Source organism: Bacteroidota bacterium (assembly GCA_016706865.1).
Taxonomy (GTDB): domain Bacteria; phylum Bacteroidota; class Bacteroidia; order Chitinophagales; family BACL12; genus UBA7236.
Window position 1 is genome coordinate 1,026,494 of the sequence record JADJIS010000002.1, and the last position, 15,873, is coordinate 1,042,366.

The 15,873-nt window shown below is 36.6% G+C and carries 17 protein-coding genes and 1 tRNA gene; 13 read left to right on the plus strand and 5 right to left on the minus strand.

Features of this window, described 5'->3' with window-relative positions:
* Positions 1 to 2: 2 nt before the first annotated feature.
* The 9 genes from IPI31_07425 to rplS all read left to right on the plus strand — a co-directional run bounded on the left by IPI31_07425 (position 3) and on the right by rplS (position 7,517).
* Complete coding sequence (locus IPI31_07425) at positions 3 to 1,001, plus strand: hypothetical protein (GenBank protein ID MBK7567648.1); 999 nt, start codon at positions 3 to 5, stop codon at positions 999 to 1,001.
* Complete coding sequence (locus IPI31_07430; GenBank protein ID MBK7567649.1) at positions 1,002 to 1,961, plus strand: sulfotransferase domain-containing protein; 960 nt, start codon at positions 1,002 to 1,004, stop codon at positions 1,959 to 1,961.
* Positions 1,958 to 3,010 carry a glycosyltransferase family 2 protein gene (locus IPI31_07435; protein ID MBK7567650.1) on the plus strand — a complete coding sequence of 351 codons (1,053 nt, stop codon included), beginning with the start codon at positions 1,958 to 1,960 and terminating at the stop codon, positions 3,008 to 3,010. Before IPI31_07430 ends, IPI31_07435 begins: the two co-directional genes overlap by 4 nt.
* A complete protein-coding gene (locus IPI31_07440) occupies positions 3,007 to 3,738 on the plus strand; it encodes a hypothetical protein (protein ID MBK7567651.1) in 732 nt (243 codons plus the stop codon). Before IPI31_07435 ends, IPI31_07440 begins: the two co-directional genes overlap by 4 nt.
* 184 nt (positions 3,739 to 3,922) lie before the next feature.
* Positions 3,923 to 4,867: a sulfotransferase gene (locus tag IPI31_07445; protein ID MBK7567652.1), complete on the plus strand. Its 945-nt coding sequence runs from the start codon at positions 3,923 to 3,925 to the stop codon at positions 4,865 to 4,867.
* A 132-nt stretch (positions 4,868 to 4,999) separates the two neighbouring features.
* A complete protein-coding gene (gene rpsP / locus IPI31_07450; GenBank protein ID MBK7567653.1) occupies positions 5,000 to 5,659 on the plus strand; it encodes a 30S ribosomal protein S16 in 660 nt (219 codons plus the stop codon).
* Between the two features lie 51 nt (positions 5,660 to 5,710).
* On the plus strand, positions 5,711 to 6,169 hold the full coding sequence (locus IPI31_07455) for a hypothetical protein (GenBank protein MBK7567654.1): 459 nt from the start codon (positions 5,711 to 5,713) through the stop codon (positions 6,167 to 6,169).
* Positions 6,170 to 6,208: 39 nt separating this feature from the next.
* Positions 6,209 to 6,889 carry a tRNA (guanosine(37)-N1)-methyltransferase TrmD gene (gene trmD / locus IPI31_07460; GenBank protein ID MBK7567655.1) on the plus strand — a complete coding sequence of 227 codons (681 nt, stop codon included), beginning with the start codon at positions 6,209 to 6,211 and terminating at the stop codon, positions 6,887 to 6,889.
* 268 nt (positions 6,890 to 7,157) lie between these two features.
* On the plus strand, positions 7,158 to 7,517 hold the full coding sequence (rplS, locus tag IPI31_07465) for a 50S ribosomal protein L19 (GenBank protein MBK7567656.1): 360 nt from the start codon (positions 7,158 to 7,160) through the stop codon (positions 7,515 to 7,517).
* Between the two features lie 64 nt (positions 7,518 to 7,581).
* Here rplS and IPI31_07470 read toward each other — a convergent pair whose 3' ends face one another.
* Genes IPI31_07470 through trxB form a run of 4 tightly spaced genes read right to left on the minus strand, consistent with a single transcriptional unit; the run spans position 7,582 to position 10,570 of the window.
* A complete protein-coding gene (locus tag IPI31_07470; GenBank protein ID MBK7567657.1) occupies positions 7,582 to 8,310 on the minus strand; it encodes a hypothetical protein in 729 nt (242 codons plus the stop codon).
* A gap of 2 nt (positions 8,311 to 8,312) precedes the next feature.
* The gene (bshB1, locus tag IPI31_07475) at positions 8,313 to 9,029 is read right to left on the minus strand and encodes a bacillithiol biosynthesis deacetylase BshB1 (GenBank protein ID MBK7567658.1); all 717 of its coding nucleotides are present in this window, start codon (positions 9,027 to 9,029) and stop codon (positions 8,313 to 8,315) included.
* 22 nt (positions 9,030 to 9,051) lie between these two features.
* The gene (locus IPI31_07480; protein MBK7567659.1) at positions 9,052 to 9,585 is read right to left on the minus strand and encodes a glutathione peroxidase; all 534 of its coding nucleotides are present in this window, start codon (positions 9,583 to 9,585) and stop codon (positions 9,052 to 9,054) included.
* A gap of 52 nt (positions 9,586 to 9,637) precedes the next feature.
* A complete protein-coding gene (trxB, locus tag IPI31_07485) occupies positions 9,638 to 10,570 on the minus strand; it encodes a thioredoxin-disulfide reductase (GenBank protein MBK7567660.1) in 933 nt (310 codons plus the stop codon).
* Between the two features lie 180 nt (positions 10,571 to 10,750).
* On the opposite strand from trxB, the gene IPI31_07490 reads away from it, so the two are divergent.
* The gene (locus IPI31_07490; GenBank protein ID MBK7567661.1) at positions 10,751 to 12,286 is read left to right on the plus strand and encodes an OmpA family protein; all 1,536 of its coding nucleotides are present in this window, start codon (positions 10,751 to 10,753) and stop codon (positions 12,284 to 12,286) included.
* A 229-nt stretch (positions 12,287 to 12,515) separates the two neighbouring features.
* On the opposite strand, the gene era is transcribed toward IPI31_07490, so the two are convergent.
* Positions 12,516 to 13,397: a GTPase Era gene (era, locus tag IPI31_07495; GenBank protein ID MBK7567662.1), complete on the minus strand. Its 882-nt coding sequence runs from the start codon at positions 13,395 to 13,397 to the stop codon at positions 12,516 to 12,518.
* A gap of 584 nt (positions 13,398 to 13,981) precedes the next feature.
* Between era and IPI31_07500 the strand changes: the two genes are divergently transcribed.
* The 3 genes from IPI31_07500 to IPI31_07510 all read left to right on the plus strand — a co-directional run bounded on the left by IPI31_07500 (position 13,982) and on the right by IPI31_07510 (position 15,832).
* Positions 13,982 to 14,054, plus strand: a tRNA-Met gene (locus IPI31_07500).
* Positions 14,055 to 14,217: 163 nt separating this feature from the next.
* Positions 14,218 to 15,531 (plus strand): ribosome biogenesis GTPase Der, encoded by a 1,314-nt coding sequence (gene der / locus IPI31_07505; GenBank protein ID MBK7567663.1) that lies wholly within the window; start codon positions 14,218 to 14,220, stop codon positions 15,529 to 15,531.
* 55 nt (positions 15,532 to 15,586) lie between these two features.
* A complete protein-coding gene (locus tag IPI31_07510; protein ID MBK7567664.1) occupies positions 15,587 to 15,832 on the plus strand; it encodes a hypothetical protein in 246 nt (81 codons plus the stop codon).
* The last annotated feature ends 41 nt before the right edge of the window (positions 15,833 to 15,873 follow it).

Consider the following 15,873-nt stretch of genomic DNA (forward strand, 5'->3'; position numbering starts at 1 on the left):
GCATGCAATTGATCGACAAGGAAAAAAAAATACTCGTAATTGGATCCCTAAATGCCAATCCTGCCGATAGAGAAATTAGTCGTGACAATATTCGTTCTATGCAACTCATTGATGAGGATACTAAAATAGTGCCCGTAAATTTTTTTAATGCATGGGGAGACCTTGGCATGAGTAGCATGTGTTGGCACGAGAATGATCCTTATGTCCTATATATCGCTTCCAGTAATGAAGTATTTCGTTTTATTTTAAAGGACAACCGGTACGAAAAATTGGAAATACCCAATCTTACCGATATTCATGAAATTACCATGATCGGAAAATTTATTTGGATATCCAATACAAAACATGATGAAATAGTAAGTTATAATATTGAAACAAATTCAATTGGCGAACGCATAAATCTAACAGATTTTAAATCAAACGCTCCGGAAGAGGGTGAAAGTGATGCAGATACGGAAGTAGTGGATAAATTTCATTGTAATCTTATTTTCGAAGGGTATGAAGGTGATCTTTATATTTTAGTTCATCATACTTCCGGCCGTCAATTAATGAAAAGAATTGCCCAAAAATTTATTAAAAGTCAGGGAAATGGTGGAGTGGTGAATATTTCAAAAAGAAAAAGATTTCCGTTAAATTTTAAGGCTCCACATAGTGTAAGAAAGATAAATAATCAATATTGGGTGTTTGACAGCGGACATTTTGAATTAAAAATATTTGATAAGAACTGGAATTTTTTAAGAACTATGGATACCAAAGGTTTTGGAAGAGGAGGAGATCTGGATAGCAATAAAAATCTGTATTACGGTGGTGTAAGCGAAACACGAAAAAGATATCTCGGATTGTTTCCGGGTGGTGAAGCCGTTCCCAATATGGTGCAGGTAATTTCGGTGCCAGATTATAAATTGATTGGCTCTGTTAAAATCCCGAACATTGAACAAATAAACAACGTATATTGTTTGCAAAAAGATGTTGCCGATCTATTGTTGAACTTTAAAGCATAAATGGAGAACTATAAAACCATATTGCCTACATTTATTGTTGTTGGCGCCAATAAAGGCGGCACAACTTCTATATATCATTATTTAAAACAACATAAACAGGTTTATTTATCCCCTGTAAAGGAACCCCATTTTTTTTCGAAGGATATAGATGTGAATTTATTTAAAAGAGAATTCGCACAAAATAAATTGCAGGATATCGATAAGTATGTGAACGGCGAAATGAAGGAAGAATTTCATGCTGCTTTCATAAGAGATGTCGAGCAGTATAAAAAATTATTTTCTAAAGTACAAGACCAAAAAGCTGTTGGAGAACTAAGCACGTCCTATTTATTTTCAGAAGTAGCAGCAAAGGAAATTAAAGCTTTGATACCTGACTGTAAGATCATTATTTGTTTGAGAAATCCTTTCGATAGAGCGTATTCTCATTACAGAATGAATTTGTGGACCGGAAACAGCAACGAATTTGATTTTTATAAGGCTTTGGTAGAAGATTATGATTATAAACCTAAAGTTTGGGGTAATGCCCATTTGTATACAGAGATCGGTTTATATTATCAACAGGTAAAACGATATTTAGATCTATTTGGTAAGGATAATGTGAAGATCATTTTTACTGAGGATATGAAAAAGAATGCGGCTCAGGTTGTAAAAGAATTATATGAATTTATTGGGGTGGATAGTTCCTTCGTGCCCGATACCTCTACAAGGTACAATGAAGTATTTACTCCAAAATATAAAAATATTACCTGGTTTCTCAATAAATCAGGTATTCGGCCGTTGATGAAAAGATTATCACCGCAGGTGCTGAAAAATATTTTTGTAAAAGTATTTTATAAGGGAAAGGGAGAAAAAGGTGAAATACCTGCAAACGCTAAACAATTTATGTTAGAAAAGTTTTCCGAAGATATTTCCAAGTTATCCGTATTGTTGAACAAAGACCTGTCAAACTGGATTAAATGACCCTAAACATGAATCCAAAAGTTTGTATAGTTCTGGTTAATTACAAAACCTGGCAAGATACTATTGAATGCATGGAAAGCATTTTAAAAAGTGATTATCGCAATTACCAGATCGTTGTTGTAGAAAATGGAAGTGAAGATGAAAGCTGGGAAAAATTTTTAAAATGGGCGCGGGGAGAGGTGAATACCTCCTTGACTGCTGATAATAAATTATTAAATTTATCTTGTCCACCGGCGCACAAACCACTTCTTTATTTTAGGGCGGAGTCTGGTGAATCTGATACCATGCGACTGGGTCCCTTGGATGGTATAATGCCTATATTATTTATTAAAAGCAAAATAAACCTTGGATTTGCCGGAGGTAATAATACCGGAATGCGTTATGCACTCAACAGTAATTTCGATTATGTTTGGCTGTTGAATAACGATACTGTGATAGAAAAAAATGCTATTTCCGAACTGGTAAAATATGCAGAAATAAAAAGGCAGGAAAAACAAAATATTGGCATTATTGGAAGTAAATTAATGTTATATCATAAACCTGAAATTTTTCAGGGCGTGGGCGCTGTTTTTAATAAATATTCAGGAAAATCAAATATTATCGGTGCACAGGAAAAAGATAATGGACAGTACGATAACGTGGAAATTGAATGTAACTATGTAATAGGTGCATCCATGTTTGTGAGTTCAGCATTTTTATTGGATGTGGGATTAATGAGTGAAGAGTATTTTCTGTACAATGAAGAAAATGATTGGAGCGCAAGAGCAAAATTAAAGGGATGGAAAGTTGGTGTGGCAACTCAAAGCAAAGTTTATCATAAACAAGGGGCATCCACCGGCAACAGTCCTAAAAAAAGTAAATGGCAACTCAAAGCATTAAATTATAAATACAGAGGAAAAATAAAATTATATAAAAAATATTATCGCCCTCAGTTATTTTTTTTATATCTTCATCTGATCACAAGAAGTTTAAAATATATTTCAAAAGGAAATATGAGTGAAGCAAAAGTGATCTATAAGGCCATTTTTAATACCAAATTTGAATCATGATCATAAGTCACAAACATAAATACATTTTTGTAGAACTGCCACAAACGGCAAGTAGTGCTATTGCTAAAGAATTGAAAACGAATTACGATGGCCATGAAATTTTATTTAAACATGCACTCTACAGTACCGACTTTTTGAAGAAGGCCACCGCTGAAGAAAAAACCTTTAAAGTAATTAGTGGATTGCGCAACCCTATGGATATTTGTGTGAGCAACTACTTTAAATTTAAAACCGATCACGAAAACAGATATTCACAACCACGATTAATGAAACATGGTTTTTTAAGAAAATATATCATGCGTTGGTGGAATGTGAGACAATACAAATCCATTATTGAAAAAGGAGAAAATTTCGAAGATTTTTTTATGCGTGCATATAGTTTTCCTTATGCAAGCTGGAGTATAATTGAACATAAACGCATGAATTTTATCATTCGTTTTGAGAATTTGAATAACGACTTTGCCGAAGCCTTAAAAATTATCGGAGTCGAAAAAGTAAGGGATATACCGGTGGCTAATAAAACCGCTGATAAAACAAAAACATTCTGGGAATACTACGAAAGCGACAAAGCAAAAAAACGCGCTAAATATATTTTCGGACCCTATTTAAAACGTTGGAATTACGATTTTCCTGAAAGCTGGAATAATATCAAAGTACCATGGTATTCATTTATGATGTATAATTGTATTAATGTGGCGAGGATCGTTTTTTGGAAATACCTTCGTTAATTGATACTTAACAATTGATAATTGACAATGATAGTCGGCATGATGATTAAGCTTCGGAGGTAATTGATAACTCAGAACTCAAAACTCAGAACTCAGAACTCAAAACTCAGAACTCAGAACCCCGAACTCAGAACCCCGAACTCAGAACCCCGAACTCAGAACTAAAAATTCAGAACTAAAAACATTGCAAAACCTTCCAACATTTATAATTGTAGGTGCCGTGAAAGCGGGAACAACTTCATTGCATGAGTACTTGCAATTGCATCCGGAGGTGTATATGTCGCCGATAAAGGAGACGAATTTTTTTAGTGATGCGGATATGATGTTTGATGATTTTAATGTGGATTACAAGCAAGATGTATCAATTAATGTAGATAAATTTCTTTCGGGTGATATGGAACATAAAATACATATTGCACATGTAAGAACCTGGGAGCAATATCAGAAATTATTCAGGAATATTAAAAATGAAAAGGCGATAGGTGAGGTTTCGAATTCGTATCTATATCTTCCATCCACCGCAACAGCAATTAAAAATAAACTTCCCGAAGTTAAAATTGTAATGATATTAAGAGATCCTGTTGAAAGATTATATTCTCAGTTTTTAATGAATCTGAAATTGGGAAAAATAAAAGAAAAGGATCTTTTAAAAGAAATTGAAGCTGATCAGCAAAAACAAAAAAAGGGATGGGGAGTTAGTCATTTATATCTGGAAGTTGGAAATTATTATGAGCAGGTAAAAAGATATTACGATCAATTTCCCAAAGAACAGATCAAGGTGATCCTATTTGATGATTTTAAGAAAGATGCGAAAGGAACAATGAAGGATCTTTTTAAATTTTTAGGAGTGGATCCAGAATTTGAACTCGACATGAGCAAACGATATAATGAAGCCGGAATGCCGCGATTTGGGAAATTAAATTATTGGCTCACACAGATAGGTGTCTATGGCTTGGTAAAAAGAATTTTCCCTCCGGACCTAAAAAACAAAATAAAGGGATTGATCTACTCACAGGAAAACATACCAAAGATCACGGAGGCAGAAAAAAATCATCTTAAAGCATATTACCGTGAAGACCGGGCAAAACTCGCATCATTGATAGGCCGCGATCTCAGCAATTGGGACTGATTCCCATGGGTTTAACCCGATTATTTTGGTTATTTCAGGCTTTGTCCGTACCTTTGCGCTCCAATCTCAACCCCTCCGTTCATCGGAGTTGATCTGAGACTTTTATTAACTTAAAAAAATACATGTTTTAACATGGCTACTAAAATCAGATTACAGCGTCACGGTAGAAAAAAAGCGCCTTTCTATCATATTGTTGTGGCAAACGTAAATTCTCCGCGCGACGGAAAATTTATCGAACGTTTAGGAACTTATAACCCTACAACCGTTCCAGCGCAAATTACCCTTAACGTTGATAAAACCGTTGATTGGATGCAGAAAGGCGCTCAGCCTACTACAACTGCCAATGCAATTTTGCGTTACAAAGGTGTTTTATACAAAAAACATTTATTACGTGGTGTGGCAAAAGGTGCTTTTACTTTGGATGTTGCCGAAACTAAATTTCAGGAATGGATCAAATCTCACGAAGGTGCGGTTATGGACCATGTGAAAAAAGTGGAAGATAGCATTGCTACTAAAAAAGCTGCTGAAGTTGCCCGTATCAATACAAAACGCCTTGAAGAAGCATCCAAAAAAGCTGCTGCTGCAAAAGCAATTGCTGATGAGGCTGCCGCTGAAGTTGCAACAACTGAGGTATCTAACGAGGTAGAAACTGCAGAAGTGGAAACACCTGAAGTGGAAAATACTGTGGTTGAAACTTCTGAGGTTGTTGATAATGTTGAAAATACAACAGAGGAAGCAGCGCCTGATGCAGTGGAAAATACCACCGAAGAAGAAAAACCAAACGAGCAATAATTGGTGGGTGACGAACTGACAGAGATCGGTTTCGTTATAAAAACCCACGGTGTGAAGGGTCAGCTTCGTATTGCTTTCAATGAAAATATTAAAGAGCTTTCGGTTTCGGAAGCTCTTTATTTTTTGGTGAAAGGTGTAAAAATGCCCTATTTTATTAAGCAGATCGAATATTTTAAAGACGGTGATGCACTTGTGCAGGTAGAAGAAATTACCAATAAGGAGGACGCAGAATATTTTACTAAAAAACCTGTTTTCGGAAGTAAAACTTATCAATTATCGGAAGATGAGGAAGAAGTAACTCCCTTTTTAGGTTATCAGGTTGTGGATGAAATTGCGGGTGAAATTGGAGGGGTGATAGGCTATTCAGATATGGGAGATTACGAATTAATTGAAGTAAATTTTAATGGTAAGGATATTATGATCCCCATTCATGAGGATATTATCATCTCCATTGATGAAGAAAAGAATACACTTTACCTCCGGATCCCCGACGGATTACTGGACCTTTGAAATGTTTGCGACCCTTACTGTCGTTATTAAATCTCTCATATGCGAATCGATATCATTACCGTACTTCCCGAATTGTTGCGATCTCCTTTCGATCACTCCATTCTCAAAAGAGCAGCCGATAAAGGACTTTTGGAAATCAATATCGTAAATCTGAGAGACCATTCCACCTTTAAACATAATCAGGTGGATGATTATCAGTTTGGTGGTGGAGCGGGCATGGTAATGATGGTAGAGCCCATTTTTAATTGTATCAATAGTTTGAAGGCAGAAAGAAATTATGACGAAGTAATTTATCTGACCCCCGATGGCGAAACTTTCAACCAAAAAATAGCAAACCGCCTATCCCTCTACAAAAATATCATCATTTTATGCGGTCATTATAAAGGTGTTGATGACCGGGTTCGTCAACACCTCATCACTCGCGAAATTTCCATTGGCGATTATGTTTTGAGCGGAGGCGAATTAGCAGCTGCAGTGCTTGTGGATGCAATCGGCAGGCTTATTCCCGGTGTTTTAAACGATGAAACTTCTGCTTTGTCTGATTCTTTTCAGGATGATTTGCTTGCTCCTCCTGTGTATACACGCCCGGCTGTGTTTAACGATTGGGAAGTTCCGGAGATACTTTTGAGCGGGCATACTGCAAAAATTGAGGAGTGGAGGCAGGAAGAGGCTTTGAAAAAAACAAAAGTAAGGAGGCCTGATTTGCTTGAAGATAAATAGTCTAACAAAATCGAGAAATCCTATCACTAAATACCTCACACAGTGCATAAAAAAGCCCCGCTCTATATCCAGTCCCGCAGGGACGAACCATCTTGTAACCACGGACTTCAGTCCGTGAGTATTAAAGGCGAAAAATATAATACGACTGAAAACCACGCGCGTCTGCACCGATTTTTTACTCACTTATACCCCACGCTATAAATTGACGTAAAATTTGAATAAAAAATAAATTCCACGTATCTTTGCAGTCCACTTTTAAAAAAGGGTTATGGATATTATAAAAACATTGGAATTAGACCTGATTGAACCAAGAGAAATTCCACAATTTAAGGCTGGTGACACTATTACCGTAAATTACAAGATCATTGAGGGTGATAAATCCAGAACACAGGCCTTTAAAGGTGATGTGCTTCAGAGAAAAGGAACCGGCAGAACAGCTACATTTACTGTAAGAAAAATTTCTAACGGAGTTGGTGTAGAAAGAATATTTCCATTATTTTCGCCTAATATCGAAAGTATCGAATTAAATAAAGTGGGTAAGGTACGCAGAGCTAAAATATTTTATCTTCGTGGATTAAAAGGTAAATCAGCAAGAATTAAAGAAGCTAAAAGCGCTGTTACCAAATAAAGAGAGTTGTCTTGATTATATGTATATCAGTTGATCCCGGTTCGAAAGTTCCGGGATCTTTTTTTTAGCATCCTGTGGTATTCCACTCCGCAACTTTTTTTACAAGTTCTCCGTTTTCTGAATCGCCTGATATTAATAAAGTAGTATTTCCTCTGTTGTAATGATTGGATAAATTCATAATTAGATCGGGTTTTTTATCGCGGTTTAAATCACCGATCCAAATAATTCCACCAATACTTCCTTCTAAATATGCCTCCGACATTAATAGTTGTTTTTTAGAAGGATCATTATTTTTATTGAAAAATAATTTGTAATCGATGATATCACGCCACTCCTGAAAAACTGTATCTGATTTAATTCCGCTTGCTTCAAAAAAATATGTTTGATTGGATAAGGTAAATTCCATTTTTTCTCCCGGATCAAGATAATATTTTGATGGTAGTATTGCATCAATTGATCCTTCAATTAACTTTAGTCCTGATATTAAAGTGATACATATATCGTCATTTTTAATACTTATAAATTTTCCGGATCTAATAGTGCTGTCTTCATCTAATATTACATCGTAAATAGCATCTATTTTTATTTTTGTTTTTTCGATATAACTTCCTTTGTCATTAGTAAATAATCCATACCACTCCAACTGTTCTGCATTTGCAATTACCTCGTCTCCGTGAAATTGTCCGGGATGCAGTAAGTGAATATCATCGTGCGTTTCATTTATTTTTAAAGGTGATGATATGTCACTTGTAAAAATAAGGCTTGCAGTAAATAATAAACATTCAATCAGCATTATTAATATAATTGCGTGAGATCTTTTATACCAAACATTCTGCCACAAGTATATCCTTCAGCATATTTAAATCCGCTGCTCCTGCCCATTTCGCGGGCACGACTTTCTATCATGTCGAAAAATACTTTAGATGCAATATAAGTTTCCGGTTCGTTGGAATTGGGATCGTAAAATTGGGAACGATGTGCCTTTATACTTTCCATTCGTTGTTCCCATACATCGGAAATATCAATTACAATATCAGGATTAATAAATCTATCCTGAATATATGGTAAAACCATTTTGGGCCGCCAGGGTTTTTGAGATGTTCCATTTTCTTCGGTTTCAATTTTTACAAGCCCCGATAAAAAAACAGAATCTTCAATTAATTTACAAGCGCGACCATGATCCGGATGACGATCTTCCGTTGCATTACATAAAATATATTCGGGTTGATATTTTCGTATTACAGAAATTACTTTTATTTGAGTTTCACGATCGTTGCGAAAAAAACCATCTTCCAGATTTAAATTTTCGCGAATGGAGGCGCCTATAATTTTTCGTGCATCTTCTCCCTCCAGATCTCTGATATCCGCAGTTCCTCGGGAACCTAATTCTCCTCTTGTGAGATCAATTATTCCAGCGGTATTTCCTTTATTTATTTGGCTGATAAGAGTACCACTGCAACTTAATTCCACATCGTCGGGGTGTGCTCCAAAGGCAAGTATGTTCAGTTTCATGTAACAAAGTTACAGGAACTTATTAAAGTTTTTGAGCGGACAAGGCAGTATTTGAAGAGGTGGTTTTAACGGATAAAGCTTTTTCTATGGCACGCGTTATTTTTCTGTTTGTAGGATGACGGTAAGTAAAAAAATAATCTATTACTTTTCCATCCCGGCCAATCAAATATTTGTAAAAATTCCAATAGGGAGAAGATTTTATTTTTCCATTCTGTTTTTTATCCGCAAAGAATTGAAATAGGGGATGTGCGTGTTCGCCTTTTATATTCCCTTTTTCCATAATTGGAAAAGTAACTCCGTAATTAACGGAACAAAATTCATCAATAGCTTTTCCTTCCAATGGTTCCTGCGAGAATTGATCTGTGGGAAATCCTAATATAATTAATCCGGAATTTTTATATCGCTGATAAATTTCTTCCAACTCGGCTAATTGTGGTGTATGCCCACAACCCGAAGCTGTATTTACAATAAGTAGAACTTTGTCTCTAAATTGATCGAATAAAATTTCTTTGCCTGCTGAATTCCGCGCAGTAAAACCATAAATTGTTTTTTCCATTCTATAATTGTAACACGCAGAATAAATAAATGTTCAGATGCAGAATAATTTCTTATTCAATTCCAACTTCCGTTAAATATCTTTCAGCATCCAAAGCAGCCATACAGCCCGTTCCTGCTGCTGTAACTGCTTGTCGGTAATGTTTATCCTGCACATCTCCTGCGGCAAAAACACCTTCTATATTTGTTTTTGTAGAACCATTTTTTGTTACGATATATTTCTGTGCATCCATATCTATAATGCCTTCAAAAATAGATGTATTGGGTTGATGTCCGATAGCAACAAAAAAACCGGTAATTGGAATTTCCGTTATTTCATTGTTGTTTGTATTTTTAATTTTAACAGCTGTAACTACTCCATCGCCAATTACCTCCACTGTTTCTGAATTCCAATACACCTTAATGTTTGGTGTATTTAATACACGATCCTGCATTATTTTACTTGCGCGAAAATGATCTTTTCTTACGATCATGTGTACTGTAGTACAAAGTTTAGCAAGATAAAGTGCTTCTTCACATGCAGTATCTCCGGCACCAACTAACGCCACTTCCTGATTGCGAAAGAAAAACCCATCACAAACAGCACATGCACTTACACCGTTTCCATTTAATCGTTTTTCCGATTCCAATCCTAACCATTTTGCGCTTGCACCAGTACAAATAATAACAGTATATGCTTCTATGGATGTTCCATCATCAAAAAATACTTTTTTTACCTTGCCCGAAAGCTCAACCCGTGTTGCAATTCCAAAACGAACATCAGTGCCAAACCGCTCGGCTTGTTTTTTCAGGTCTTCCATCATTTCAGGACCCAAAATGCCGTTTGGATAACCCGGAAAATTTTCCACATCTGTAGTTTGCATAAGCTGACCTCCGGGTTCAATGCCCGTATACATTATCGGTTTCAAATTGGCGCGAGCTGCATAAATTGCAGCAGTATATCCTGCGGGTCCCGACCCGATAATTAAACACTTTACTATTTCCATAACTGTATTAGGTAACAAAATTTAGAGCCACAAAGTTAATCATCCCAATAATAAATTTTGATAAGAATACTCAATGTTTAATCCATTGATTTAAATCTGAAAAAAAGTGAGGTAAAACATCTTTTTTATTAAATTTTAACACTTATTTAGCACCATAATTTAACCGCTAAATTTTATTTTATGAGAATCAGGATCCACTTGTTCCTTTTTTGTTTTTTGGCTTCATTTACATTAGTAAATGCGCAAAATTCAGATCATCCCTACAAATTTGGATTTGGTACACATCTTATAGATTATAGACTGGATGGTCAAACTTATTTGAGAGATCTGGTTGACACAGGGGATCTCCAGAGCGGTTTTGTGGTGAGCCGATATACTTTTGGGGCATCTTTAAACAGATCTTTTTCCCTGGATGCTTCTGTTTCAGCAACCGGTATAAACCCTAACAAATTGTCAAATACTGAAAGTTCTTTATTGTGGGTGGATGGAGATATCAGTTTGCAGTATCATCTGGCAAATGGTTATATTTTAAAGGAGAACAGTTGTTTTGCTCCCTATATTTTCGGAGGTGTTGGATATAATTATCTGGAAGCCTTAAAAATGGATGCAACAACAGGTTTTCCAGAAGGTAAATTGGGTTTGGGTTTTGATATTTGGTTCACACCGTTATTCGGAATAAATGCACAAACCGGACTAACCACTCAATTTAATGAAGACGGAAGAAATTATGCCCACCATTCTCTTGGAATGGTAATTCGTTTTGGAAAAGGTGAAGATTCTGATGGCGACGGGATCGCAAACTGGGAAGATACCTGTCCCGAAAAAGCAGGTCTTTTAAAATTTAATGGTTGTCCCGATTCTGATTTCGATGATATTACAGATGCCGAAGATGCATGTCCAAATAATGCAGGTCTACCAGAATTTAACGGCTGCCCCGACACAGATCGCGATGGATTGGCTGATAAAGATGATGCCTGTCCGAATGAAAAAGGATTGGCCGCATTTAATGGTTGTCCGGATACAGATGCAGATGGAATTGCTGATAAAGATGATCGTTGCCCGAAGGATAAAGGTAAATCAGAATTTAAGGGATGCCCCGATACCGATAGTGACGGAATTGCGGATCTCGATGATGCCTGTAAAAATGAAAAAGGTCTTGCAAAATTTAATGGTTGTCCTGATTCTGACGGTGATGGTTTGGCAGATAAGGATGATCGTTGTCCGAAAGACAGAGGTGATCTTGCTTTAAAAGGATGCCCCGATGCCGACGGAGATGGTATTGCAGATATGGATGATAGTTGTCCGGATAAAGCGGGTGTAAAGGCAACAAATGGTTGCCCTGTAATTGCGGAAGAAATAAAAAAAGAAATTGTAGCCAAAGTAAATTTTGCTGCAAAATCAATTCAATTTGAAACCGGTTCTGATGTAATTAAAAAATCATCTTACACCACCTTAGATAATATTGTTAGTATCATGAAATTATATCCAACAACATTTTGGTCAATTGAAGGACATACAGATAATGTTGGTGATGATAAAATGAATCAGGAACTTTCCGATAAAAGAGCAGCTTCTGTTAAAAAATATTTTACTGATAAAGGTGTGGAAGCAAACAGAACAACTTCTGCAGGATTTGGTGAAACAACTCCAATTGCAGATAATAAAACTGCAACAGGTAGAGCGCAAAATAGGAGAGTTGAAATAAAAATGCAATAAGTGATTTGAAGATTCGAAGGGAGAAGATTCGAAGGGAGAAGGTTAAGGGTCTAAGGAAATAAAGGAAGGAAGGTGTGGTAAGGAATTAAAAAGGGGATACTATTTTTAATTTATAACGCTTCAGTTATCCAAATTTCAGTAGGATAACTGAAGCGTTTCATTCAGAGTATTACTCCCCATCCCATCGACGGCGCTATCTAACTACTTTATACTATATACTAAATACTCTTTAGTTATAGCCGAAGTACTTCAAACTCCTATCCTCATTCTTCCAGTTCTCCTTCACCTTCACAAATAATTCCAAAAATATTTTTCTGCCGGTGAATTTTTCTATGTCTAAGCGGGCTTCTATGCCTACTTTTTTTATTGCTAATCCGCCCTTACCTATTATTATTGATTTATGTGTTTCTTTACTAACATAAATAACTGCGCGGATAGCAATTAATGTTTCTTTATCTTTATATTCTTCAATGGCAACTTCCACCGAATATGGAATTTCCTGTTTGTAATTATAAAATATTTTTTCGCGCACAATTTCCGCAGCAATAAATCTTTCCGATTGATCGGTAATTTCTTCCGGATCAAAATAGGGTGGATGTTCGGGAAGTTGAGAGGAAATTAATTTTAATAAAACATCAATATTTGTTTTCTCCTGAGCGGAAATTGGCAGCACTTCTTTTCCTGGTAATATTTCTTTCCAATTTGCAATTAATTCTAATGTTTTTGGTTGTGTAATTGCATCTGTTTTGTTGATGATGACAATAACAGGAATTGTACTTTTATTTAATTGCTGAATAATTTCATGTTGATCATTAATTCTGTCCCACGGATCTGTCATAAATAAAATAATATCTGCATCCTGCAATGCAACTTTCACCTGATCGTTCATCCAACTGTGTAATTTATATTCCGGTGAATCAATTATTCCGGGAGTATCGGAAAAAACGATCTGCGAATTTTCATCCGAAACAATTCCCAAAATTCTTTTTCTGGTTGTCTGTGCCTTCGGACTAATAATAGAAAGTTTTTCCCCCACCAACACATTCATCAAAGTAGATTTCCCAACGTTGGGTTTGCCTATTATGTTTACGTATCCTGATCTGAAAGTCATTTTGTAAAATTAAGCAGAAAAGCGTTCTGAGTTCTGAGTTCTGCGTTCTGAGTTATTGACGGGAGGGAGATTTTCCTCCGAATTATACCTTTTCAACTAAAAAATGTTCTGAGTTCTGTGTTCCGGGTTCTGACATGCAGTAGATCTCCTGCATCGATCACTACATGTTTCAGTTCTGAGTTTTGTCGGGAGGGTGGGTGTCATTGCCGTTACTGAGAGCCTCGCTAAGAGCGAGACCCTCAGTCGCTCGGGGTTCTTGGGGATATTACCATTACTGAGAGCCTCGCTAAGAGCGAGACCCTCAGTCGCTCTTGAGCGAAGGTGGTTTTCCTCCGTATTGAACCCAGAACCCAGAACTCAGAACTCAGAACCCAGAACTCAGAACCCAGAACCCAGAACTCAGAACCCAGAACCCAGAACTCAGAACCCAGAACCCAGAACTCAGAACCCAGAACTCAGAACCCAGAACTCAGAACCCAGAACTCAGAACCCAAAACAGTAATAATCCAAAATTTAGGTAATCTCCCCAAAACCCCGTATCTTTGCACCTCGTTCTGAAATAGATTATCATTTTTAAGATATACCGCGGGGTGGAGCAGTTGGTAGCTCGTCGGGCTCATAACCCGAAGGCCACAGGTTCGAGTCCTGTCCCCGCTACTAATTTTTTTTAATATTTAAGAAAAAAAGCTGTTTTGAAATGCAGTTTTTGTTTCTTGCACAACTCCAGGTTTTCTCGCAGATAAAGCAAAAAAGTGCTGATTTATCCGGCTTTTTGGCTGTAATTGCGGGAAATTGTTTTTTATAAAAGAATTGAATTAAAGTGGGATTTACAGTTGCAATTATTGGTCGTCCGAATGTTGGGAAATCAACATTATTTAACCGTTTAACAGGGGAGAGGGTGGCTATTGTGGATGATATCAGCGGAGTTACCCGCGACAGGCACTATGGAACAGTGGAATGGAATGGAAAAACATTCGATCTGATTGATACCGGTGGATTTGTTGCGCGCTCAAGCGATGTTTTTGAGACAGAAATTCGCCGCCAGGTGAAAATTGCCATCGATGAAGCTGATCTGCTTATTTTTATGATGGATGTTACTACCGGAATTACCGATTTTGATGATGATGTAATAAAAATGTTGCGCAAATCGAAAAAAAAGGTATTTGTTGCAGTAAATAAGGTGGATAATAACGTTCGACATCTGGAAGCTACACAATTTTATGCGGCTGGTTTTGAAGATGTGTTTTTTGTTTCCTCCATTACCGGAAGCGGAACAGGCGAAATTTTGGATGCCGTTGCAGCTCAAATTCAGGAACCGGATAGCAGTGATGTTTTAAAGGAAAAAGGATTACCACGATTTGCAATTGTTGGTCAGCCGAATGCAGGAAAATCTACTTTATTAAATGCATTAACGGGACAGGAGCGCACTCTGGTTACCGATATCGCCGGAACTACAAGAGATTCCATCCATACCAGATATCAATTATTCGACAAAGATTTTATTTTAATAGATACAGCAGGTATCAGAAAGAAAGCTTCTGTAAAAGAAGATCTGGAATTTTATACTGTTATTCGTGCCATAAAAGCAGTGGACGATAGTGATGTTTGTTTGCTGGTGATCGATGCAAATTCCGGAATTGAAAGTCAGGATCTGGCTATTCTCCAGATGATAGAAAGGAAACACAAGGGATTAGTGATATTGGTAAATAAATGGGACATGGTGCAAAAGGAAACCAATACCATGCGTGATGTGGAAGCCAAGATCAGAGAGAAAATTGCACCTTTTCGCGATGTTCCGATAATCTTTATTTCTGCACTCGAAAAAACGAGGATATTTCAGGCAATGGAGGAAGCAATTAAAGTTTTTGAAAATAAACAGACTAAAGTTTCCACCTCCAAATTAAATGAAGTGATGCAGGAAGCTCTTGCCTCCTATCATCCGCCTGCAGTGCGTGGAAGTCACATCAAAATAAAATACGTTACTCAAATGCCGGCTTCGGTGCCAACTTTCGTGTTTTTCACCAATTATCCCAACGATATCCGCGAAGCGTATAAAAACTACCTGGAAAACAAGTTGAGAGAAGCCTTTCCTTTGTCGGGAGTTCCTATCAATATTTTCTTCCGCAAAAAATAGTTGTTAAACTTTTTTATATTTTTGTACTATACTAATTAAACCAAATCGAATCAAAATGAAAAAATTATCTTATTTGACCATCGCACTCGCACTTACCATATTTGTATCCTGCAAAGGAAAATCGGCTAAAGATGCTGAGGACGAAAACATGGATACTATCTCTACACAAGTAGAAACCGGTGCATCCGAATCCATCGAAAATGCCGCTAAAGTTGACGAAGTTTTAAACCAACCATCAGAAGATGAATTATTCGGAACTGATGTTGATGATGCTGCTGTTGAAAGTGCAACAAAGAAATAAATTTAAAAAATATAATAATGAAAAAGCCATCTGAAAAGATG

Coding starts and splice junctions, on each gene's coding strand:
- IPI31_07440 (MBK7567651.1), top strand. CDS start 3,007: ATGATCATAAGTCACAAACATAAATACATTTTTGTAGAACTGCCACAA.
- IPI31_07490 (MBK7567661.1), top strand. CDS start 10,751: ATGAGAATCAGGATCCACTTGTTCCTTTTTTGTTTTTTGGCTTCATTT.
- bshB1 (MBK7567658.1), bottom strand. CDS start 9,029: ATGAAACTGAACATACTTGCCTTTGGAGCACACCCCGACGATGTGGAA.
- IPI31_07510 (MBK7567664.1), top strand. CDS start 15,587: ATGAAAAAATTATCTTATTTGACCATCGCACTCGCACTTACCATATTT.
- rpsP (MBK7567653.1), top strand. CDS start 5,000: ATGGCTACTAAAATCAGATTACAGCGTCACGGTAGAAAAAAAGCGCCT.
- IPI31_07435 (MBK7567650.1), top strand. CDS start 1,958: ATGACCCTAAACATGAATCCAAAAGTTTGTATAGTTCTGGTTAATTAC.
- IPI31_07430 (MBK7567649.1), top strand. CDS start 1,002: ATGGAGAACTATAAAACCATATTGCCTACATTTATTGTTGTTGGCGCC.
- IPI31_07425 (MBK7567648.1), top strand. CDS start 3: ATGCAATTGATCGACAAGGAAAAAAAAATACTCGTAATTGGATCCCTA.
- trxB (MBK7567660.1), bottom strand. CDS start 10,570: ATGGAAATAGTAAAGTGTTTAATTATCGGGTCGGGACCCGCAGGATAT.
- trmD (MBK7567655.1), top strand. CDS start 6,209: ATGCGAATCGATATCATTACCGTACTTCCCGAATTGTTGCGATCTCCT.
- IPI31_07470 (MBK7567657.1), bottom strand. CDS start 8,310: ATGCTGATTGAATGTTTATTATTTACTGCAAGCCTTATTTTTACAAGT.
- rplS (MBK7567656.1), top strand. CDS start 7,158: ATGGATATTATAAAAACATTGGAATTAGACCTGATTGAACCAAGAGAA.
- IPI31_07480 (MBK7567659.1), bottom strand. CDS start 9,585: ATGGAAAAAACAATTTATGGTTTTACTGCGCGGAATTCAGCAGGCAAA.
- era (MBK7567662.1), bottom strand. CDS start 13,397: ATGACTTTCAGATCAGGATACGTAAACATAATAGGCAAACCCAACGTT.